The organism is Haloarchaeobius iranensis (assembly GCF_900103505.1).
GTDB classification, from domain to species: domain Archaea; phylum Halobacteriota; class Halobacteria; order Halobacteriales; family Natrialbaceae; genus Haloarchaeobius; species Haloarchaeobius iranensis.
In genome coordinates this window covers 36,747-57,614 of the sequence record NZ_FNIA01000020.1, presented here as the reverse complement: position 1 = coordinate 57,614, position 20,868 = coordinate 36,747, and the positions used below count along the sequence as shown (strand labels likewise).

At 67.9% G+C, this 20,868-nt stretch carries 23 protein-coding genes and 3 pseudogenes; 8 read left to right on the top strand and 18 right to left on the bottom strand.

The features are described 5' to 3' along the window. The 6 genes and pseudogenes from BLT27_RS15045 to BLT27_RS15025 all read right to left on the bottom strand — a co-directional run. Window positions 1-208: pseudogene (locus BLT27_RS15045) on the bottom strand (IS5/IS1182 family transposase); the annotation flags it as partial. Window positions 209-253: 45 nt separating this feature from the next. Then, window positions 254-1,174: a hypothetical protein gene (locus BLT27_RS19290; protein ID WP_139172360.1), complete on the bottom strand. Its 921-nt coding sequence runs from the start codon at window positions 1,172-1,174 to the stop codon at window positions 254-256. A 356-nt stretch (window positions 1,175-1,530) separates the two neighbouring features. Next, window positions 1,531-3,321, bottom strand: a complete 1,791-nt coding sequence (gene glmS / locus BLT27_RS15040) for a glutamine--fructose-6-phosphate transaminase (isomerizing) (protein WP_089735338.1) — start codon at window positions 3,319-3,321, stop codon at window positions 1,531-1,533. Continuing rightward, window positions 3,321-4,514, bottom strand: coding sequence for a sugar phosphate nucleotidyltransferase (locus tag BLT27_RS15035; RefSeq protein WP_089735336.1), 1,194 nt, complete (start codon window positions 4,512-4,514; stop codon window positions 3,321-3,323). Before BLT27_RS15035 ends, glmS begins: the two co-directional genes overlap by 1 nt. Before the next feature lie 105 nt (window positions 4,515-4,619). Next, window positions 4,620-4,841, bottom strand: a pseudogene (locus BLT27_RS20525) (hypothetical protein); the annotation flags it as partial. A 66-nt stretch (window positions 4,842-4,907) separates the two neighbouring features. After that, window positions 4,908-5,651 (bottom strand): annotated as a pseudogene (locus tag BLT27_RS15025) (RNA-guided endonuclease TnpB family protein); the annotation flags it as partial. 98 nt (window positions 5,652-5,749) lie between these two features. Here BLT27_RS15025 and BLT27_RS15020 point away from each other — a divergent pair. After that, the gene (locus BLT27_RS15020) at window positions 5,750-6,160 is read left to right on the top strand and encodes an HVO_A0114 family putative DNA-binding protein (protein WP_089735334.1); all 411 of its coding nucleotides are present in this window, start codon (window positions 5,750-5,752) and stop codon (window positions 6,158-6,160) included. A gap of 317 nt (window positions 6,161-6,477) precedes the next feature. On the opposite strand, the gene BLT27_RS15015 is transcribed toward BLT27_RS15020, so the two are convergent. The 4 genes from BLT27_RS15015 to BLT27_RS15000 form a co-directional block, all read right to left on the bottom strand. Next, window positions 6,478-6,993, bottom strand: coding sequence for a hypothetical protein (locus BLT27_RS15015; protein WP_139172359.1), 516 nt, complete (start codon window positions 6,991-6,993; stop codon window positions 6,478-6,480). A 210-nt stretch (window positions 6,994-7,203) separates the two neighbouring features. Further along, window positions 7,204-7,422, bottom strand: a complete 219-nt coding sequence (locus BLT27_RS15010; RefSeq protein WP_089735331.1) for a hypothetical protein — start codon at window positions 7,420-7,422, stop codon at window positions 7,204-7,206. A 62-nt stretch (window positions 7,423-7,484) separates the two neighbouring features. Continuing rightward, on the bottom strand, window positions 7,485-8,957 hold the full coding sequence (locus tag BLT27_RS15005) for a lipase maturation factor family protein (RefSeq protein WP_217639165.1): 1,473 nt from the start codon (window positions 8,955-8,957) through the stop codon (window positions 7,485-7,487). A gap of 33 nt (window positions 8,958-8,990) precedes the next feature. After that, on the bottom strand, window positions 8,991-9,854 hold the full coding sequence (locus BLT27_RS15000; RefSeq protein WP_089735329.1) for an undecaprenyl-diphosphate phosphatase: 864 nt from the start codon (window positions 9,852-9,854) through the stop codon (window positions 8,991-8,993). Between the two features lie 95 nt (window positions 9,855-9,949). Here BLT27_RS15000 and BLT27_RS14995 point away from each other — a divergent pair, with 95 nt between their 5' ends. Then, window positions 9,950-10,912 carry an oxidoreductase gene (locus tag BLT27_RS14995; protein ID WP_089735327.1) on the top strand — a complete coding sequence of 321 codons (963 nt, stop codon included), beginning with the start codon at window positions 9,950-9,952 and terminating at the stop codon, window positions 10,910-10,912. Between the two features lie 9 nt (window positions 10,913-10,921). Here the strand turns inward: BLT27_RS14995 and BLT27_RS14990 are convergent, their stop codons facing one another. Next, complete coding sequence (locus BLT27_RS14990; RefSeq protein WP_089735325.1) at window positions 10,922-11,158, bottom strand: DUF1328 family protein; 237 nt, start codon at window positions 11,156-11,158, stop codon at window positions 10,922-10,924. Between the two features lie 131 nt (window positions 11,159-11,289). On the opposite strand from BLT27_RS14990, the gene BLT27_RS14985 reads away from it, so the two are divergent. The 3 genes from BLT27_RS14985 (at window position 11,290) to BLT27_RS14975 (ending at window position 14,490) form a co-directional block, all read left to right on the top strand. Next, the gene (locus BLT27_RS14985) at window positions 11,290-12,135 is read left to right on the top strand and encodes an alpha/beta fold hydrolase (protein WP_089735323.1); all 846 of its coding nucleotides are present in this window, start codon (window positions 11,290-11,292) and stop codon (window positions 12,133-12,135) included. Window positions 12,136-12,184: 49 nt separating this feature from the next. Next, entirely contained in the window at window positions 12,185-13,378 is a 1,194-nt protein-coding gene (locus tag BLT27_RS14980; RefSeq protein ID WP_217639164.1) for an outer membrane protein assembly factor BamB family protein, read from the top strand. 95 nt (window positions 13,379-13,473) lie between these two features. Further along, window positions 13,474-14,490 carry a hypothetical protein gene (locus BLT27_RS14975; RefSeq protein ID WP_089735321.1) on the top strand — a complete coding sequence of 339 codons (1,017 nt, stop codon included), beginning with the start codon at window positions 13,474-13,476 and terminating at the stop codon, window positions 14,488-14,490. A 27-nt stretch (window positions 14,491-14,517) separates the two neighbouring features. On the opposite strand, the gene BLT27_RS14970 is transcribed toward BLT27_RS14975, so the two are convergent. Together BLT27_RS14970 and BLT27_RS14965 are read right to left on the bottom strand one after the other, a co-directional pair. Then, window positions 14,518-15,795: an MBL fold metallo-hydrolase gene (locus BLT27_RS14970; RefSeq protein WP_089735320.1), complete on the bottom strand. Its 1,278-nt coding sequence runs from the start codon at window positions 15,793-15,795 to the stop codon at window positions 14,518-14,520. Window positions 15,796-16,133: 338 nt separating this feature from the next. Next, window positions 16,134-16,421 (bottom strand): WNWW family protein, encoded by a 288-nt coding sequence (locus tag BLT27_RS14965; protein ID WP_089735318.1) that lies wholly within the window; start codon window positions 16,419-16,421, stop codon window positions 16,134-16,136. Between the two features lie 141 nt (window positions 16,422-16,562). Between BLT27_RS14965 and BLT27_RS14960 the strand changes: the two genes are divergently transcribed. The 3 genes from BLT27_RS14960 to BLT27_RS14950 all read left to right on the top strand — a co-directional run bounded on the left by BLT27_RS14960 (window position 16,563) and on the right by BLT27_RS14950 (window position 17,850). Beyond that, on the top strand, window positions 16,563-16,781 hold the full coding sequence (locus tag BLT27_RS14960; protein WP_089735316.1) for a hypothetical protein: 219 nt from the start codon (window positions 16,563-16,565) through the stop codon (window positions 16,779-16,781). Between the two features lie 76 nt (window positions 16,782-16,857). Further along, window positions 16,858-17,274 (top strand): 30S ribosomal protein S6e, encoded by a 417-nt coding sequence (locus BLT27_RS14955; RefSeq protein WP_089735314.1) that lies wholly within the window; start codon window positions 16,858-16,860, stop codon window positions 17,272-17,274. Window positions 17,275-17,415: 141 nt separating this feature from the next. Beyond that, a complete protein-coding gene (locus tag BLT27_RS14950; protein WP_089735312.1) occupies window positions 17,416-17,850 on the top strand; it encodes a DUF7112 family protein in 435 nt (144 codons plus the stop codon). On the opposite strand, the gene BLT27_RS14945 is transcribed toward BLT27_RS14950, so the two are convergent. The 5 genes from BLT27_RS14945 to BLT27_RS14925 form a co-directional block, all read right to left on the bottom strand. After that, the gene (locus tag BLT27_RS14945) at window positions 17,847-18,350 is read right to left on the bottom strand and encodes a PadR family transcriptional regulator (RefSeq protein ID WP_089735310.1); all 504 of its coding nucleotides are present in this window, start codon (window positions 18,348-18,350) and stop codon (window positions 17,847-17,849) included. The two genes, BLT27_RS14950 and BLT27_RS14945, sit on opposite strands and share 4 nt — an antisense overlap. 294 nt (window positions 18,351-18,644) lie before the next feature. Next, on the bottom strand, window positions 18,645-19,088 hold the full coding sequence (locus tag BLT27_RS14940) for a FlaD/FlaE family flagellar protein (protein ID WP_217639163.1): 444 nt from the start codon (window positions 19,086-19,088) through the stop codon (window positions 18,645-18,647). Between the two features lie 132 nt (window positions 19,089-19,220). Then, window positions 19,221-19,661 carry a DUF5518 domain-containing protein gene (locus BLT27_RS14935; protein ID WP_089735308.1) on the bottom strand — a complete coding sequence of 147 codons (441 nt, stop codon included), beginning with the start codon at window positions 19,659-19,661 and terminating at the stop codon, window positions 19,221-19,223. Window positions 19,662-19,815: 154 nt separating this feature from the next. Continuing rightward, window positions 19,816-20,247, bottom strand: coding sequence for a DUF5518 domain-containing protein (locus tag BLT27_RS14930; RefSeq protein ID WP_089735306.1), 432 nt, complete (start codon window positions 20,245-20,247; stop codon window positions 19,816-19,818). A 152-nt stretch (window positions 20,248-20,399) separates the two neighbouring features. Beyond that, window positions 20,400-20,840: a DUF5518 domain-containing protein gene (locus tag BLT27_RS14925; RefSeq protein WP_089735304.1), complete on the bottom strand. Its 441-nt coding sequence runs from the start codon at window positions 20,838-20,840 to the stop codon at window positions 20,400-20,402. Between the last annotated feature and the right edge of the window lie 28 nt (window positions 20,841-20,868).

The following is a 20,868-nucleotide window of genomic DNA, read 5'->3' as shown; positions in this document are numbered from 1 at the left end:
CGGCTCGTACCCGCTCCATCTCCTCGGCCCAGTCGAGGACTTCTTGGAGCGTTGCGTCCATGTGAAGCCGGAGAAAGTGCAGGACGGCGTGCTTCCAGCCGGCAACCCCGTTGCCGGCTGGATGGCTGATCTGCATTAGCGCAGCATCAGTAAGTTTTCGTGCTATCGAGACAGCTTGTTTAACGAAGCGGAAGAGGACCTTTTGCACAACTGTACTCTCCCGCTTCACTTCCAACGTTCTGACGACTCGTCCCTACGCCGTCCGTGGATTCAATAGAGCCGAGCGAAACCCGATAGCGGACATATCTGGCGTCTGGAACTGCACCGATGTCATCCACATATTGCCACTCACCGGTGGCGTTCGTCGCATATGTGATGTCGATATCCGTCCCTGGCGGGGTTTCAGCAGTGATAGATGCATCCGTCCAATCGACAGTCGAACCTGCGTCGACCGGGGGGACACATACGTTCCCTCGAACTGGTATCTGTCGACTAGTTGTACAGATATCGATCCGACAATCATATGGCTCGGGCCTCCCTTATCGTGGTTCTTGAACCAGACACGGTAGGTTGCTTGGGGTGGTAGCTCTTGGCCGTCTGCACGTGTGATATTGGCCACTTGATTTCCGTTCCTGTAGGCGACGAGTTCGCCCCTCTGATAGTCCAGGAGAAGTTCGCCGTGGAACGATTCTGACCAGTCTAATGGTGCGCCCTCGAACCCATCCCAACACTGTACATCGGCGAGGAAGTGTCGATACGAGAGCTGATCGCTGTTGTAGGGTGATGTCGAATCCCTGCCACAGCTGTCATCTGAACGGTTTGAGTTCGGAGATGCTCCACCAAAGTCGTACATAGCAAAATAGCGTTCGTTGAAATCCGATCCGTTCAGGAAGAAGAATTCCTGGACGTTTCTGCTTGCATCGTCTGTCGATCGGGCAACAAAGTCCAATTCGAGCGCTGGATGTGCGCTGAAGTCAAACGTTCGGTTACTGAGGACTCCGACGTAGTCGCCATCATTCTCCGTTGCAAGCCTGATGCTGCTTTCGCCTGCTTCGATGGTACCGTTTCGTCGTGTTGTCGTTTGCCATTCAAACGGGCTCTCTGAAAGGTTACCGCTAGTGAAGTTATCTTCGACAAGAACGGCGTAATCCAGTACCAACGTCCCGTTGGTCAAGAGTTGGGTACCATCCTGTGGATTTTCGGTAAATTCCTGTGTTATGGGTATTTTGTCTGGATTTTGTTGATTAGGGGACGCCGTGTTGGACCTGACTAACGTACTCGTCTCCGCTGAGTCTCGTTCTGAACTCTGGTCCTGACTTGGCAAAAGACCGAACTTCGGCACGGGGACCAACACCCAAACGACGACCGCTGTAGAGACAACACAAACCACCAGTAGAATCTTTAGATATTTTATCTATCTCCAGCACAGTATATCGAACTCTAGTCTCTCAATTAAATCCTCCGACCAACATCATGACTATCTAGCACGTTGAATCGCAATTCCAAGTCAGTTCTCTCAGAGAGACCTGACTACTCCACGGTCACGCTCTTCGCGAGGTTCCGCGGCTTGTCGATGCTCCGACCGAGCAGGTCGGCGCTCCGGTAGGCGATCAGCTGCAAGACGACGTTCGCGAGTAGTGGTGCGACGTGGGGATGCGTCGCCGGCACCTCCACGACCTCGTCGACGAACGGCTCGACCTCGATTCGGCCGTCAGTCACCGCGATCACGGGCGCGCCTCGCGACTCGACCTCCTTGACGTTCCCGATGGTCTTGCGCGTCTCCTCGTCGTCGCCGGTCAGCACGGCAACGACGGGCGTCTCCTCGGTGACCAGCGCCAGCGAGCCGTGCTTCAGCTCCCCGGCGGGGAACCCCTCGGCGTGGACGTAGGTGATCTCCTTGAACTTGAGCGCGCCCTCCAGCGCGACGGGATGGTTCAGCCCGCGACCGACGAAGAAACACCGCTCCGCGGCGGCCAGCCGCTCCGCAGCAGCAGTGACGTCGACCGTATCGAGCACGGACTGGAGGTCGCCGGCCAGGTCCCGAAATCCGGTCAGCGCGCCGGCGTCGCTCCCGTTCATCGCCTCCACGAGGAGGTTCACCGCGACGAGCTGGGACGTGAACGTCTTCGACGCCGCGACGCCGATTTCGGGGCCGGCGCGGATGTACATGGTGTGGTCGCACTCTCGGGTCACCGACGACCCCACGACGTTCGTCAGCGCGAGCGTCTCCGCACCGCGAGCTTCGGCCTCACGCAATGCAGAGAGCGTGTCGGCGGTTTCGCCGCTCTGGGTGATGGCGACGACGAGCTCGTCCTCGCCGACGGGGGGCGGGCTGGTGGCGTACTCGCTGGCGATGAACGTCTGGGCGGGGATGCCGGCCTCCCGGAAGAGGTGTGCGGCGTAGAGCCCGGCGTGGTACGACGTGCCGCAGGCGACGAACTGCACCCGTTCCGGGCGCGCCAGCCCGCCGAGCTCCTCCAGTTCGACCAGTCCCCGCAGCTCGTCGACGCGGCCGCTGAGGCACTGGCGGATGGCCTGGGGCTGCTCGTGGATCTCCTTGAGCATGTAGTGGTCGTAGCCGCCCTTGCCGGTGTCCTCGGTGTCCCAGTCGACCGTCTCGACGGGTTTCTCGACGATCGACCCCGTCGAATCCATGACGGTGAGCCCGCCCGGTCGTAGCGTGGCGAACTCGCCGTCGTCGAGGTAGACGACGCGGTCGGTGTAGTCGAGGAACGCGGGCACGTCGCTGGCGAGGTGGAACTCGTCGTCGGCGACGCCGATGACGAGCGGCGAGTCCTCGCGCGCGGCGAAGATGGCGTCGACGCCGGCGACGACGACCCCGACGGCGTAGCTGCCGTCGATCCGCTCGACGGCCTTCCGGACGGCGCGTTCGGGGTCGACGCCGGCTTCGAGACGCTCCTCGACGAGGTGGGCGACGACCTCGGTGTCGGTCTCGCTCGTGAACGTGTGGCCGCGAGCCTGAAGCTCGTTCTTCAGGACGTCGTAGTTCTCGATGATGCCGTTGTGGACGACGGCGACGCGCTCGCTGCAGTCCGTGTGGGGGTGGGCGTTCGCGTCGGTGGGCGCGCCGTGGGTGCTCCAGCGCGTGTGGCCGATGCCGACGGTGCCGTGGAGTTCGGTGGTGCGGACCGCGTCCTCGAGCGCCTCGAGCTCGCCCGCGCGCTTCTCGACCGACAGCGACTCGTTCGAGAGCGCGACGCCCGCGGAGTCGTAGCCGCGGTACTCGAGGTTCGACAGCCCGGTCATCAGCACGTCCAGGGTCTCGTCGGGGCGACCGACGCAGCCGACGATGCCGCACATCAGCGCATCACCCGTCCGTTCTCCGGTATCACGCCGGAAACCGTCGTCCCCGCATCGAGTTCGGCGTTCGGGCCGACGAGCGTGCCGGGGGCGAAGGTCACCCCGCCCCGGGCGGTCGCGCGGTCGGCGACCAGCGCGCCGAGGCGGCGGTCCTCGTGGACGGTCGTCCCGATTGCGACGTCTGCCGGGCCGCCCGGTGCGACACAGCCGGGGCCGAGCGTGACGCCCTGCCCCGTAACGCAGTCGACGAGCGTCGAGCCAGCGCCGACGCGGGTGTCGGCGTCGAGCACGGAGCGCTCGACGGTCGCGTTCGAGCCCACGGTGACGTTCTGGCCGAGCGCGACGTGCGGGCCGACGACGGCGTTCGCGCCGATCTCGGAGTCAGCACTGACGACGACGGGTGGCCGTAGTACCGCGTCCTCGTGGACGCGGACCCGCTCGGCGCACCAGACGCCCTCGCGGACCTCCGTCGCGTCGATGTCGCCGCGGTCCAGGAGCTGCTGGCCGACCGCGAGCAGGTCCCACGGGTAGGTCGCGTCGGTCCACAGGCCCGAGGTGCGCGCGGCGCGGACCTCGAAGCCGGAGTCGACGTGGGAGCTGATGATGTTGGGCAGGGTCAGCTCGTCGCCCTGCTCGATGGCGTACTCGACGGCGTCGAACAGCGACGCGTCGCAGGCGTACACGCCGGCGTTGAGCAGCCGGTACTCGTCGCCACCCGGTCGCTCGACGATCCGGGTGACGCGTTCGCCGTCCGTCTCGACGGCCCCGTACATGGAGGCCTCGTCGCTCTCGATGACGGCGAGGGTCACCGCACTCTCCGCGTCGTGGGCGGCCATCACGTCGGCCACGAGGTCGCCCTGGGCGATCTGGTCGCCGTTGACCACGAGGAAGTCCTCGTCGAGCGCGTCGCGCGCCTGGAGGGTGGCGTGGGCGCTCCCGAGCTGTCGCTCCTGTGCGTGGTAGGTGACCGGGACACCGCGGTACGTCGAGCCGATGTGGCCCTGCACGCGGTCGCGCTTGTAGCCGACGACGACGTGCAGCTCCTCGATGCCGGCGTCGACGAGCGCGTCGAAGACGTACTCGATGATCGGTCGGTTCGCGGCGGGGAGCATCGGCTTCGGCCGGTTCCGCGTCAACGGCCGTAACCGTTCACCCTCCCCTGCGGCGAGGACCACGGCCGCAGTAATACTCATTGGCGTATGGACCCCTCCCGTCAGTAATATATCTTCTTGTCGCCGGGAAATCGAAAGCAGTCGTCAGGTGTCGGTGACCAGCAGAATGCACGGCAGTCGCTCGCTTCAATTGGACCAGAACGCCCGTTGTCGGTCCCCGATCTCGGCGAGTACCATCGAGAGCACATCGCGCCAGTCGGCCGGATGCGACACGTCCTCGCCGGGTGTTGGCGCGTCCGGTCCCGGATGAACGTGGTCACGTGCATTGTGGTCGGACGGGTGTCAGTCCCACCGATGGTCGAACGTTCCCTCATCGTGGTCCTCGTGGTAGTGGAGCGAGAATTGACCTCCTCCCGCACCTAAAGTCGCGGGAATCCCACCATGGGATTTCAGGCCGAGCGTGGCCCTAAGGTTTCAAGACGCATTCATTCCAAGCGTCGTCTGCTGGGTGTCAGCATCGGCGTGGCTGTCTTGTGGGACGGTCAAACGTCCCCCTTCCGCAGCCGAGTCATCGCCACTCGTGTGTTCTCTTGAATGGCTCTCTCCGCTGCGGTAGCGATCTGCAATGTTGAGCGCGGCGTTCACGTCTGCTTGGTACTCCGAAACCCAACACGCCGAGTTCGAACAGTTGAACGTCACCTGCGTCGGACGGGAGCCCTCTTCTCCGCAACAGTGGCACGTCTTCGAGGTGTAGGCGGGATTCACCGTCTTCACACGAATTCCCCTCTCAGCCGCCTTGTAGCGAATCTGGCCGTGCATCTTCGCAAAGCCCCATCCGTGAAGGCGACGGTTCATGAACGCGCCGTAGTCCATGTTCTCACGGATGTGGGTCAAGTCTTCCAGCACCAGTACGGGGTTCTCGAATCCGTCGGCGTAGGCGACGACCTCCGACGTGACCGTGTGAACGATGTGGTCGATCTGTCGCCACAGCTCGTCCCCAAAGGATTCAGCGATTCGTTCGCTTCCGCGTTGCTGAAGGCGTCGAGTCGCCGTGAAATACGTCTCACGGAGTTGCCGAACCGTCTTGCCTTCGTCGTTCCAGAGGTTGGGTGCAGTCGGGGAGCCGTCGCCAGATCGCGTGCGATCTGGCTGCCCATCAGACTCTGTCTGATGACCGCGCTCGTCACGGTGACACACCGTTACCAAAGAGACTTCCCCGGGATGACGACGCTGTACGAGCGATTCCTCGACACGGTTCGGGCGGATCTCGAGGAGCTTCCGCGGTGACGGTGGGGTGCCATCGAACGGAGGAAGAAATGACCAAACTCAGAATCACGGTCGGCAGTATCGACGGGCTGGCCGAACGGACACGGGACCGCCTCGCAGCTATCGAGCCGGGGAGCGATGCCGACGAACTCGACGCGGTGCAACTCGAGTTACGTTTCGGGTCCTACGGCGAACTGTTCGACGTGCTGAGCGAGCAGCGGGTCGAACTGCTCGAAGCCATCGCCACCAACGAACCGGAGAGCATCAGCGCGACGGCGAACCTCGTCGACCGGGATTACAAGACAGTTCACCGACAGCTGAGGGAACTGGCCGAACTCGGCGTCATCGACTGGGGCGACGCACAACCCGGCGAGGCGAAGAAACCGATCTTCCCGTACGACGGGCTGGAGGTCGACATCGACCTCGTCGACCGTGACGGACCGGACCCGGCAACAGCCTAGCGACGGCGTGTGTGGGCACCGGCGTGCTCACTCGACGTCGAGCGAGCGCCCACAGTCGGGACACGCCTCGTCGACGATGGTCACCTGCGCGTCGCAGTCGGGACAGTACTCGCGGTAGCAGGCGCGGTCGCCCATGCGAGGACCGAGGCGGGCCAGCGCCAAAACGGTACGCCCGACCGGGGACCCTCCTCGTCCTCAGTACTCGAGTTGGCGCTCGCTTCCGACGGCGACCTCGGCGACCCCGACGAGTACTACTCCGAACCCGAGACGCACTCGGCTGTATGGGGGGGCTGCTGGATGCCTCGCATCCCACGGTGCTACGGCCGTTCGGTCGCGTCCTCGGTTTCGTTCGTCCCGAGGAGTCGCTGAACAGCGTCCTCGGACTGGAATTCGAGGAGTCTGTGATTGATGGAGACGGCGTTCATGCCGCCACCGAGAACGGACAGGTCGAACGCCACCAGCGGGGCATCGACCGTTTCGACGGCGGCGCGCTGCCACGACGCCTGGTCGGACAGCCTGTAGCTGACTTCGAACACCCCGGACTCGTCGGGCCAGGTCGAGTCGAACACCTTGGCGTTCGGTAGGCCCGCGAAGCGGTTCTCCCGGGGTTCGTCACCGACGTCCTGAAAGCTGGGCAGGTCCTCGAACTGACCGGTGTACACCACGTCGTCGTCGCTGTGGACCCGGACCGTGCCGGAGACTGCGGTCACGCTGCCGTTGAACACACGGACGAACGCGAGCCGGAACTCGTCGGGCGTATCCAGCAGCGAACACCCGGCAGTCCCGACGCCGAGCGCGGTTCCGAGGGAGGCGAGTACCGACCTGCGGTTCACCGTGTGCACCTCCCGGGGGAGCCGGTCGTCGTTCCGGGCGTTCTCGCGCCCGCTCGTCCGGGGAACGATACGAGGGAGACGGAGCCGCTTGGAGGGCGTTCGCGACACATCCCTTGGCCAGTACCGGATTCGCAGCGACGGCGGAAGGGGCCACCGGTCCGTCCGCCCGACGGGCAGCCCGATTCCGCGGCCCAACGCTCCCCGCTTCCGTCAGTACTCGAGCTGGCGCTCGACCCCGACGGCGAGCCCGGCGACGCCGACCAGCGCGAGCACGACCCCGGCCGCCCACGGAGCCGTCCACCGGACTGTGAGCCTCACGAGCCAGAGCCCGGCGACGAGCGCGAGGCCGCCGGCGACGATTCGCCGGATGAACGGCTCCACGGCCCGGACCCGGTCGAGCGGGCGGCGCACCCAGCTGCGTGGCTCCATCGGGGGTACGTTCCACGCGGAGCCAGGTCAGCCTACCGCCCATCGGACCGGACTCGTCGCCGTCATCGCACGACGGTTCGCCGGCCGAGCCCGCCGCGCTGGAGCTCCTCGCGCGACATGGGGGCGACGTAGGTGCCGACGCGCTCGCGTGCCCACCAGTCGCCCGTCTCGGCGCGTTCCTCGGGCGTGGTGAACCGGTAGCGGTAGCGCAGCACCCGAATCCGCTCGGGGCCGTCGGGGAACGGGTCCGACGCCAGCAGCGAGCGCGCGCCCGCGTCGCCCTCCAGCAGCGCCTCCAGCAGTTCGAGCAGCCACCGCTGGCGACGCCCCGGCCGGGGGCGCATCGCGGCGAACCAGAGCTGCCAGTCCAGCCGGAGGTGGTACGGGGCCCACTGGGGCGGGCGCTCGTCGGTGCGGACGGGCTGGCCCCTGCAGTCGTAGGCCTCCCAGTCGTCCTCGTCGGGGTCCGCGGCGTCGGTGCCCTCGATGACGAGCTGGTACCGGTCCCGGGTGATGGAGCCGAACGCGCCGTAGGTGTTGACGAGGTTGAGCGGGTCGAACGAGGTGTTCATCACCTGCGTCGGCGAGAGCATGTTCAGCGCCGGGCGAACGCTCATGGCGACGACGAGCACGGCCAGCAGGAGCGCGAGCACGGTCAGCGCGAGCGGCGGCGCCGTGGCGGCGGGCGCGGCGACCGGCGCGACCGCGGTGAGGACGCCGTCGCTGAACGTCGCGACCGCCTGGACGACGGTGAGCGCGTTCAGCCACGAGAAGTTCCCGGTGAACAGGAGCCACGCCTGGAAGCCGATGGTCGCGACGCCCGCGGCGGTGGCGAACGGCTGCGGGGCGAAGTAGCAGAACGGAATCGCGAGCTCGACGACGTGGTTCCCCACCACCTCGAGGCGGTGGAACCGCTCCGGGAGGTGGTGGGCGAACCAGCTCACGGGGTTGGGCATCGGCTGCGTCTCGTAGTGGTGGTCGAGGCACGTCAGGTCGCGCCAGCAGTCGTCGCCGCGGATCTTGATGAGCCCAGCGCCGAACATGTTGCGGAAGAGCAGCCACTTCAGCAGCCAGATGACGACGACTGGCGGGTGGCTCGCCCCGGCGCCGAGGAACACGGCGAGAAAGCCCGTCTCCAGCAGCATCGACTCCCAGCCGTAGCCGTAGAACACCCGGCCGGCGTTGACGAACGACTGGTACAGCCCCCACAGCGCCAGCCACAGCAGCATCGACGCCGGGAGCGCGTACGGCTCGGGGAGCCAGTACGGCCCCGCGAGCAGCGCGACGACCGAGAGCGCGACGCCGGTCCACGCCGTGAGGCCGACGACCCGGTCGTCGGGATAGAAGTAGAACAGGCTCGGGCGCTCGCGGAACGACGCGTTCTCGGCGTACTCCGAGAGCGGCAGGAGGCCGTCCTCGCCGGCGAGCGGCCGGAACTGCCGGGCCGCGACGAGGAACGCGAACAGGTAGATGACCGCCAGTCCGCGCTGGAAGACGAACCGGACCAGCACGTAGTCCGCCCCAGAGGGCAGCATGGTCGGCGGTGACTCGCGGCAGGGACTAAGGCGCTACGCCAGCAGAATCGCCAGCCCCCCGCCGACGATAGCCAGCGTCCCGAGCCCGACGCAGACGCCCCAGAACGCCACCCGCTTGACGACCCGCATCAGCGCGTCGATGGTCAGGTAGCCGACGAGGGCGGCGGTCGCGAGCGCGAGGCCGGCGGCGGCCGGGTTCAGCGTCGGCAGGCCCCCGCCGTCGAGGACGGCGAGCACGCCCGCACCGAGCGCGGCGGGGACGCTCAGCAGGAAGGAGAGCCGGAACGACGCCTCGCCCTCGTAGCCGCGCAACAGCAGCGCGCTGACGGTCGTGCCCGAGCGGGAGACGCCGGGGAGGATGGCCAGTCCCTGGAGCGCGCCGACGAGGACGGCGTCGACCGCGGTCGGCGTCTCGCGGTGCCCACCGGGCCCGCCGGCGGGTGTCGGTGAGCTCTCGCGCTCGGCGTCGCCCGTCCCCGCGGTGCGCTGGAGCACGCCGGTCGCGACGAGCAACACGCCGATGAGCGCGACGGCCGTCCCGCCCGTCAGCTCCGAGACGACCTCCTCGATGGCGAGGTAGGCCGCGATGCCGACGACGCCCGAGGCGAGCGTCGCCAGCACGAGGAAGGAGAGCTGGGCCGTGTCGTCGCGGAAGGGGTCGTCGGGGCGCAGCTCGGGCAGCGTCCAGCCGACCTCGGCGAGCGTGTCGCGGTAGTAGACCGTCGCGGCGAGCGCGGTGCCGACGTGGAGGAACAGCGAGTACTGCAGGGCGGCCTCCGGCTCGCTCCCGAGCGCCGTCAGGACGACGGTGACGTTCCCCTCGCTGGAGACGGGCAGCCACTCGAAGATGCCCTGGAGGACACCGACGACGAGCGCGATAACCACCTCCGAGTCCATACAGCGCCGTCCAGTCCGGCGATACAAAGCCCGTTCGGTTGTCTCCGGCCGCCGCCGACACCCTTGACTGCCTGCCGTCCCAACCAGTTCCCACGATGAGCAACTGGACCGCGGACGACGTGCCGGACCAGTCCGGACGAACGGTCGTCGTGACCGGGGCCAACAGCGGCCTCGGCCTCGAAGGGACGAAGCACTTCGCCGACGCCGGCGCGACCGTCGTGATGGCCTGCCGGAGCACCGACAAGGGCGAGGCGGCCGCCGCGGCGGTGCGCCGGACCGTGCCCGACGCCGACATCGACGTGCGCGAGTGCGACCTCGCGGATCTCGACTCGGTGGCGTCGTTCGCCGCGGGCGTCGACGAGGAGTACGGCAGCGTCGACGTGCTCTGCAACAACGCCGGCGTGATGGCCATCCCGCGCTCGGAGACCGCGGACGGCTTCGAGACGCAGTTCGGCGTGAACCACCTCGGCCACTTCGCGCTGACCGGGCATCTGCTCGGCGCGCTCCGGACGAGCGAGGGCGAGGCCCGCGTCGTCAGCCAGTCCAGCGGCCTCCACGAGCGCGGCGAGATGGACTTCGACGACCTCCACGGCGAGCGCGAGTACGACGAGTGGGACGCCTACGCACAGTCCAAGCTCGCGAACCTCCTCTTCGCCTACGAGCTCGACAGGCGGCTCGACGCGGCCGGCATCGACGACGTGACCAGCGTCGGCTGTCACCCCGGCTACTCGTCGACGAACCTCCAGTACCGCGGCCCCGAGGAGAGCGGCTCGTGGCTCCGGCTCGCGATGATGCGCGTCGCCAACGCCGTCGTGGGGCAGTCGCCGCGCGTCGGGTCGCTCCCGATGGTGTACGCGGCGACCCACCCGAGCATCGAGGGCGGCGAGTACGTCGGCCCGGGCGGCCTCATGAACATGCGCGGTGCCCCCGAGGTGCAGGCCTCCAGCGACCGCTCGCACGACGAGGCGAGCGCGGAGCGCCTCTGGGAGGTCTCCACGGAGCTGACGGGCGTCACCTACGCGTTCGAGGAGCCGGTCGCGGTCGAGGAGACGGACTGAGAGCGGTTGTCACAGCAGCAGCGAGAGGATGGCGAGCACGAGGAACACGAGGACGAGTATCCGCGCGATCTCCATGTTCATCCCCGCGATACCACGGGCCCCGACCACGGCGGCGGCGAGTGCGAGAGCGAAGAACACGATGGCGAGCCCAAGCAGACTGCCGGACTGCAGGGGGACGCCGACGAGTGCTGCGCTCGCGTCACCGAGGGTACCAAGCGTCGTCGGCGGGAACGTCGATGTGAACATCTAGATTCGAACGGTCACCCGCCAGCCGCTTCATTATAGACCAGTTAAGCCGGACTCCCCGGCCGACCACCGACCTGCGACGGCGTCCGTTAACGTCACCGTTTATACTCGATTACGCGGTGCATGCTCACATGACCCGAACAGACGCCTTCGTCACCGTCGCCGGCACCGAAGTCCACTACACGGACTGGGGCGATTCAGACGCCCCACTCGTCGTCTGCGTCCACGGGCTCTCGCGCAACGGGCGGGACTTCGACCCGCTCGCACGCCGACTCGTGAGCGAGGGCTACCGCGTCGTCTGCCCCGACATGCCGGGCCGCGGCCGGAGCGAGTGGGCCGACGACCCCGAGACCGAGTACTCCTGGGAGGGGCTGCTCGCCACCCTCAGCGCGTTCTGCGACACGTTCGACCGCGAGGAGGTCCGCTACGTCGGCACCTCGATGGGCGGCCTGCTCGGGATGCTGCTCGCGAACGACGACGACGCCGTCTCCCTCTCCCACCTCGTCTGCAACGACATCGGGCCGGTGTTCGTCCACGCCGAGGAGGGCATCGAGCGCATCGTCGACTACCTCACCGACCCGCCCGCCTTCGACACCTACACCCAACTCGAGTCGTGGTACCGGGAGACCTACGCGACGATGAACGAACAGACCGACGCCGAGTGGCGGCGGTTCACCGTCACGAGCGCGCGACGGCGCGACGACGGCCGTGTCACCCGCGACTACGACGAGCGCATCGTCGCCGCCCTGCTTTCGAGCAACGCCGACCCCGAGACGGCCTGGGGCTACTGGGAGTCGCTCGACCTCCCCGTGTTCGTCCTCTGGGGTCGCGAGTCGGACGTGCTGACCGAGCCGACGGTCGAGGAGATGCTCGCCCGGCGGCCGGAGACCGAGCTGCTCGAACTCGACTGCGGCCATCCACCCGGGCTGAACGTGCCCGAACAGCTCGACCCAGTCGTCGAGTTCCTGGCGACGTGAGCCGGTCCGCGGCGTGGGATTCATCCGTCCGTCCCGAGAACTCCCGACGATGCCCTCCCACTCACGTCGTCGGTTCCTCGCCGCCGTCGGTGCGGCGAGCACGGTTCTGACGGGCTGTCTCTCCGGTGGAGACGCCACTCCCTCTGGCGACCTCGGCACGGTCGACGGCTCGTGGCGGATGGCCGGACGGAACGGCGGCCACACCCGCCGGGTCCCCGACGGCCCGGCCGACCCGGAGACGGTCTGGCTGACAGAACTGGACGGTGCGCGGGCCACCGGGACGCCGGCGGTCGTCCGCGGCGACATGTACGTCCCGGTCGACGCCGCCTCCGACAGCAGCCGATACCGGCACCGGATTCACGCGCTCGAGGCCGCGACCGGCGAGGAACGCTGGCAGGTCCCGCTCCGCGCGAACCCGAACGGCCCGCCCGCGGTCCGCGGCAACCACGTCGTCGTGACCGCACGCCGGTCGGTCGAGCGCGGCCGCGTCGTCTGCTTCGACAGTCGGTACGGCGACGAGCACTGGCTCTACGACGTCGACGCCAGGCTCACCGCCCCGCCGACCATCGCCGGGGCCGTCGCCTACGTCCCCGACTCGGACGGGTGGGTCCACGCCCTGTCTGTGTTCGACGGTGCCGTCCGGTGGTCGCGACGGCTCGGCGACGACGACGACCACGCCCCGTCGTTCTCGGAGGCGGTCGCCGTCCACGACGGCGTGCTCTACGTCGGGTCCAGTTCGGGGAGGACCGGCGTGACGGCGCTCGACGCCGCCACCGGCGCGGTGCGCTGGCAGCTGTCCACCGCTCCCGTGATGGGGGGCCCGGTGGTCCACGGCGACCGCGTCGTCGTCCGGACCCGACACGCCGTAGTCGCGTTCGACCTCGACGGCACGCACCGATGGTCGTTCGGCGTCGCCGACGGGGACGTCCTGCCGGTTGCCGTCGACGACCAGCACGTGTACGTCGCCACTCGCGACCGGCTCTCACCCCGAATTTCCGCGGTCGACCGACGCGGAGAGACAGTCTGGACGTACGAGTCGGCAGAGCAGCGGGTCGGGACGCCGACGGTCGTCGGCGACAGCGTCGTCGTCCGCGGCCGGGACTCCCTCGTCGGGCTCTCGCGGGACACCGGTGAGGAACGCTGGACGCGCTCCCCCGACGGGACCGGTCGTGCGGTCGTCACGCCGAACGCGATGTTGCTCTCGGGCTACGGGGGACGGGTGGTCGCACTCGGCGACGGGTAGGTCCCGTCCGGTGGCTCACGCCCCTGGTCGTCGCGTTGGCGGCGGCGCGAACACAAGAGATTTACTCGGTGGTTATCCATCTTCTGACACGATTCATGCCCTGTTCCCGTCGTTCCCTCCTCCAGCGTGCCGGCACCGTCGCCGGCCTCGCAGCGACCGTCGGCGCCGGCTGCCTGAGCGTCGGCCGCGAGAGCGGCTACCGGCTCGTCCCCCACGACGTCGACGGAACCCTCGCCGACGAGTTCCTCGTCGCGGAGCCGGTCGAAACTCGTGCCGAGACCCGCGTCGACTACGACACCGAGACGAAGCGCGACTGGCTCGCCGAGCTGTTCGAGACCGGCAGCGTCACCGCGGTCCAGTGGCCGTTGGTCCACCCCGACGACTGGGGGACCGAGACGCGTCCCCGGCCGACGTTCCTCCAGCACGACGGGGCCTACCACGAGGTGACGACCGAGACGACGCGGGACGTCGAGCGCGAGCGCTGGCTGTTCGCGGTCCAGCGCACCGACGAGGAGCCCCCGAGCGACGCCACCGTCGCGAGCGAACCGTTCGACCTCTCGTGGCGCGACCGCGACGTCCTCGAGGCCGCCCTCGACGCCGTCTACGCGGACAACGACGGCTTCCTCGGGGAGCCAGACATCGACGGCCTCCGCCCCGTCCAGTACCACTGCGACATGGACGCCGAGGCGAGCGACCTCGTGCCGGAACCGCCGTTCGACTACGTCGACTACTCCGGCAGCACCTACCGCGTCGTGGTCGAGCAGCGGACCGTGACGGTGCCCGAGCGCACGTTCGCCGTCGAGCAGGTCGCGCCGTCGCGGGACGCGCTCGACTCGTACGCCGAGGAGACTGTGCCCGACGCCCGGCTCGACCGCGACGCGCTCTCCGACGCCGCCCGCGATGTCCTCGACTCGGCGGTCGACAGCGAGCCCGGCAGCCGCTACCACGAGGAGCCACCGCTCTCGGACGGGCTCTCGACGGTCCTCGACGAGCTCGGCGTCGCCGACGACCTGCGGTCGCTCGACAGCTACGACGAGCCCGCCGCGTTCCGAAACGCCGTCGCGTCCTACGACGGCGACTGGTACCTGTTCGACCTGCTCGTCAAGCCCTGAGCGGTCGCTCTCGACCCGGTCGCCCCCTCAGACCTCGACCGTCTCGTCCAGCCGCGGTGCCGCCGCGTCGAAACCGCCGGCGACGAGCTCGGCCGCGAAGTCCTCGCAGTTGTCGCCGTGGTTCACCAGCACCTGTGCGTCGCGGTAGGACCCCAGGAACTCCCAGAGGCCGTCGCTGTCGGCGTGGGCGGAGAAGTCGTGCTGTTCGGTCTGGGCCGCGACGGGGAGGATGCGCCCGTCGAACTCGGCCCGGCCCCGTTCGAGCAGTTCGTGGCCCGGCGTCCCGGGCACCTGGAAGCCGGTGAACGCGACCTTGTTCGTCGGGCTCGACCGTATCTCGGGGACGTACGCCATCGCGGGCCCGCCGTGGAGCATCCCCGACGTGGTGACGATGACGGTGTTCTTCTGCGCGATGCGCTCGCGCTGCCCGGGCTTGCCCGTGACGAAGCGGGCGTTCGACGCGCCGCGCCGGAGCGTCTCGGCGTCCCGGACGAAGCCGTCGTGGCGCTGGAACAGCCGGGTCACGTCCTTGCCCATCCCGTCGACGTAGCAGTCCACGTCGTGCGCGCCGAGGATGCAGAGCATCTCCTGCGTGCGGCCGATGCCGAACGCGGGGACGACGACGGTGCCGCCCTCCCAGACCGTCGACGTGACGCTCTCGACGAACCGGTGCTCGATGGCCGGGCGGGACTCGCGTTCGGTGTCCGAGTACGTCGACTCCACGACGACGACGTCGGCGTCGGGCCGGGCGCGGGAGGCGCCGAGGAGCCGCTGGTCCTCGGTGTGGAAGTCCGCAGTGTACAGTAGTCGGGTGTCCCCGTCGTCATCGGACTGCGTCCGATCGCCCGCGGGACTTCGTCCCGCGCTGTCGACGAGGACGTGTGCGCTGCCGGGGATGTGCCCGGCGTCGAAGAACGTCACCTCGTAGCCCGCGGCCTCGAACGGCTGCCGGTAGCCGTGGGTGTGGGACACCTCGGTCAGCCGCTTGAGCTCCGCCTCGGTGAACGGGCAGTCGTAGCTCCCGCCGTGGAGCTTGAGCGTGTCCCGCGCGAGCACCCGCGCCAGCTCGGCGGTCGGCGGCGTCCAGTGGATGGGCGGGCGCTCGTCGCCGGACAGGAGGGAGGGGACCGCGCCGACGTGGTCGAGGTGACCGTGGGAGACGACGACGGCGTCGGGCTCGGGTTGGTCCACCGGATACTGCGGCGGGTTGCCCGAGGCCATCCCGTAGTCCAGCAGCAGCGAGTCGTCGACGAGGATGGCGCTCCGCCCGATCTCGCGTGCGCCTCCGAGGAACCGTATCTCCATTCGATTGCGGTCCCGTAAGCGGGCGAGCGGTTTGGGTCCGTCGGCTTCGCCCTCGGGGCAACTGCAGCGGGGGCGACCGCAGACGGGGTGGCGCCGTGTTCGGATCCCCCGGCCGCACACGGGTGGACGACAGCGACCGGTTGCCCCGTTCCCAACGCTCATCGCCGTGTCGTGAGCTACTCCCGGCAGGATAGCTGGTATCCACTCTCGTCCAGCTCGGCATCATTGTCGCGTCGGTCGCCGGGCTGGCCGTGATGGGCGCGTGCGCTCCCAGCTGGCGGGTACGGTGTTCACGGCGCACCGAACTCGTCACGTGGACGCTGGGCTTGTTCAGCTGTTCAGAACGTGCCGTTCTCCCGGTCCCGGGGGCTCCGACGGACGGTGAACTGGTTGTACTCGGGGCCGTAGGCCAGCGCCAGCGAGCCGAGCCACCAGTTCCAGCGGTCGACCACGTCACCCCGCGGCGCGTCGCGCAGGTTGTCCACGATGACGTCGGCCGTGAGGTCGTGGTCGGTGTCGTCGTGGTACCGACCGGAGTCACGCAGGTCGAGCGCCTCCCGTACGACGACGTGCCCCTCGCCGCCGAACTCCCGTTCGAGCCTGAGCTCCAGTCGACCGGGCTTCATGCGAGGGCGTTCGCACCCGGGCGCTTTCGGTCTTCGGGTGGCCGGTCTGTCGTCCGTCAGCCGTGCGTCGGACTCGGGCGGTTTCAAAACGTGAAACCGCTGTCACTACCCTATGTACCTGGGAGCCCTACCACCTGGTAGATGACTGATACCAGCGACCGGGAGCGACGAACCGCTCGAACCGATGGCCAGCCGTGCGAGGCTGTCGACGGAGCCATCGGCTCCCGCATCGGGGTCGCGACCGACCCCGACGCCGAGACGGTCACGTTCATGGCACGCGGCTCCGACGGCCGCCCCACCGCCACCGAGTGGATACTGGTCGACGAGTCCCTCGTCGTCGACGTCGCCCGGATGGGCTGACGCCGGCGAACCGCCCCCGACGGTCCGCCCCCGTTTCGACGGAGTTTTGAACGCCCACCGACGATTCGTATCCACTATGGCGAGTTTCAACGTCGTCGTTGCGGACCCGGACTCGGGCGCATCGTACCAGCTCGAGGCAGCAGAACAGGACGCGAACCGATTCATGGGCAAGGAGCTCGGCGAGGAGGTCGACGGCGGTGCCGTCGGCCTCGACGGCTACACGCTCCTGCTCACTGGCGGCTCGGACGAGGCCGGGCGGCCGATGCGCGAGGACATCGAGGGCTCGAGCGTGGAGGAGGTCCTGATGCGCGAGCAGGGCGTCGGCTACAACCCGGCACGGCCGGGCGAGCGCAAGCGGCTGACCATCCGTGGTCGCCAGGTCTCCGACGAGACCAGCCAGATCAACGCGAAGATCGTCGGTCGCGGCGACGAGTCCGTCGAGTCCCTCCTCGGCCTGGTCGAGGAGGACGCAGACGAAGACGACGAGGAGTAATCCGAACGGGTCCCGTCACGGCCGCGTCGTAGGTTTCCTGAGGGGCACACCCTCGGCGCGCGGCGGTGACAGCGACACACTTCCTGCGCCCATCACGCCGCGAGCGACAGGTACATCTGGCGTGGTGAACGAGTAACGGCCATGGCTGATCGGGTTTCTTCTGATGCGGTGCCGACGGTACGGGCGACGCTCGCGAAACACGGGGCGACCGGGCGACTGAAGCTGGAGCTGCCGGGGGACGAGACCGACCGGTTCCCGGTCGACGAGGTCGTTCGGCTGGTGCTCGACGGCGACCAGTACTTCGCGCGGATCGAGTCGGCGTTGACTGGCGACGAGCTCCTCATCGCGGGTGCGTTCGAGACGCCGTCGGCGGCGCGGAACCCCGGCGAGGGCGAGAACCACTTCACGGGCTGGTGCGAGGCGAACGGCCGCGACGCTGGTGGGTCGGTGCTTGTCGATGTCATCGAAGACGGGTTCCAGTACGGGTTGCGGGCCCCGGGAGGCCGTGCGGTGTACGACGCACTGGAGCAACCCGACGGGAGTCTCGCCTCTATCGCCTCGGAGCTCGAGGATTAGAGTCGAGGGAGGAAGGAGTAGAGCAGGTAGCCGAAGGCGAGGTGCTGGAGCATCGTCCGCTCGACGCTCATGCGGACCTCGCGTTCGTCCTCGATGGAGTACTCCTTCGTGCGGACCTTCTTGTGCATGTGGAGCACGTCGTCCTCCTCGAGACTGTGCAGGCCGGGGTAGACCGTCCCCGGGCTGAGCTGTGCGTCGAAGAGTCGGGTGAGGTCGGAGATGAGCTCCTTGCCGTGGGTCTCGCCGCGCAGCGAGATGAGCATGAGGAGCACCTCGTCCAGGTTCTCCTTGATGATCTCCTCGTCGAACTCCGCCTCGTCGGTCGGGAGCGCGTTCTCGACGGATTCGAGCATCTCGTCGAGCTCGCGCTCGACGGACTGGTCGGCCACTTTCTCCGCCGACCCGATGGTCAGCTCGTACTGGTCGGTGCCACTATCGTCGTCGGTGGCAGCGGCCGTGAGGTCGCTGAACACCGAACTTGGTTCCTTGTTGTTTCGCATCGGTCAGTCGTCACCTTCTGGCTTTCTCCGATTCGGCCCCCACACCGACCGCCACCAACGGTCGTCGGGTCCGTTCGGGTACTGTTCAATTCCATGGAAGCATGGCTAATAAGTCAATCGGCCAACCCGTGTTTTGTGACAAAATATTAGGCCGGCTCGGAGCGATGTTTTCGACGGTTCGGGAAATGGCCGAAAAGCGTTTTAATGGTGTCTCTAGACGGGGAATCCCAGATTCGAAAACGGGCGACGAACTGATGGCTCTCGACGACACTTATCAGAAAACGTTCACTCCTTTCAGTCGTCGCCGATGGCCTCGACGACCTCGTCGCGGACGGACGGGTCGCCGATCTGTTTCTCGACGCGGCGCTCGGCGAGCCGGGCGAGCATCAGATGCTCCTCGAGGTCGTCGCCCGCGATGGCCGCGATGTACTTCAGCGACCGCGCGTGGGTGCCGAAGGGCGTCCCGGAGAGGGTCTCCAGCGGGTACTCGAGCGTCGCCGGCTCGTCGTACTTCTTGTTGTGGATCTCCTGCAGGGAGAGCCCCCGGATGTACGTCGTCATGGAGCGACAGACGTCCTCGGAGATCCAGCCGAGTCGCTCGTAGTAGGCGAGACAGTTCAGTGCGCCGCTGGTGCCGAACGTCTCGCCGAGGTAGCGAGCCCACTCCATCGTGGCCTCCATCCCCTCGGTGCCCTGCGAGAGCGAGCGCAGGTACGGTTTCTCGGCGTGCAATGACATCCGCTTGTCCATAGCGACGGACGGTATCCGTATAAAGGTGCTCGCCGTTTCGAGGTGTGAGTCGACGCCCGAGGTCGGCTCCGTCTGCGGGTCACGCTCGTCCCCCGACGACCCCCCGTGAGCGACCGCTCCTCAGCCGACCTGCGAGGCGAGCCACCTGCCGACGAGCCCACCGAGCAGCCCCCCGACGGCCCCGAGGGTGAGGACGAGACCGGCGAACACGACCAGCAGGACGACCTCGACGAGGTCGAACCACCAGGCGCCGCCGGTTTCGAGCGCGAGCTCGGCCGGGTAGGCGAGTGCCCAGCCGAGCGCCGGGACGCTGCCGAACAGGCCGGCTCCGGCCGCGGCAGTGTCGGCATCGGCTGACGTGCGTCCCGCGAGGACGCCGGCGACGAGACCGCCGACGAACACCGCGGTCAACGGGAGGCCGGTTCCGAGACCGGGAAGCAGCGAGAGTTCGCCCCCGAGCCCGGCGGTGCGGTTGTGGACGACGACGAGCGGTGCGGCGACGAGGCCGCCGACGATGGCGTACGTCCAGGCGCCCCGTCGGTGGTGGAGGGACGGTCTCACGGACGTGGTGAGGAACCCCGACGACGTATAAGATGGGGGAGTCTTTCCAGGTCGGAAACTGCCCTCCCACGGAAGCAGACCGTCATCGTGCCGTTCCGGACCGATACGACCGCGTCGACCGCGGTCTTCTCGAGCTGGGTGCTCGGTGCGCCCGTCAGCCGTGGGTGGCAGTCCGCCGACGGACGACCGAGGCGAGCCACTTGCCGACCACGCCGCCGAGCACGCCGGCGACCACGGCGATGATGAGGACGAACCCGACGAACACGACCGCGACGGCCGCCTCGGCGACCGTGAACCACCACGACCCGTCGCCACCGAGGGCGACCACGAACAGGTCGGGGAGCATCCAGGCGAGCGCCGGGACGCCACCGAGTACGCCCGCACCGGCGGCAGCGCGGTCCGCATCGCCAGACCCACGGGTGGCGAGGAAGCCGGCGACGAGGCCGCCGACGAACACCCCGTTCAGGGAGAACTCGCTCCCGAGCCCGGTGTAGAGGTTGTGCACGACGACGAGCGGTGCGGCGACGAGGCCGCCGACGATGGCGTACGTCCAGGCGTCCTGCCGGCGGTGGAGGGACTTGCTCATGGGCGAGAGGTCGGCCCACGGAGACATATACTGATGACGAGAGTTTCTGGGTCGGAAACCGTGGCCGGTCGTTCACCGCCGCCCACTCTCAGACGGCGACGAGCGCGTCGGCCACGATCCCGGTTCTCTCCCGTGGGTCCGTCGACCGACGGTCAGCTGTGGGTTTCACCGAGCACCGACTGGTGTTCGAACACCCAGCGACCAACTACACCACCGAGCAGTCCGATGAGGGCTGTGAAGACGAGGTGTATCCCGACGAACAGGAGCACGAAGCCGGCCTCGAGGAGGGAGTACGACCACGCCCCGTCGCCCGAGAACACGAAGTCGACGAGTGGCGGGAGAAACCAGGCGAGTGCCGGCGAGCCACCGAGCAGGCCCGCACCAATGGCGGCACGGCCGACGTCGGTGCCGGCCGACGCTCGAGCGACCAGGAAGCCGGTGACGAAACCGCCTATCAGGACGCCGTTCAGCGAGAACTCGGTGTCGAGCCCGGTATACAGGTTGTTGGCGACGACGAGCACTGCGGCGACGAAGCCGCCGACGAGGGCGTACGTCCAGGCGTCCTGCCGGTCGCGGTTGAGGGTCTCGGTCATGGATGGAACGAGGCCCTGCGCAGACGTA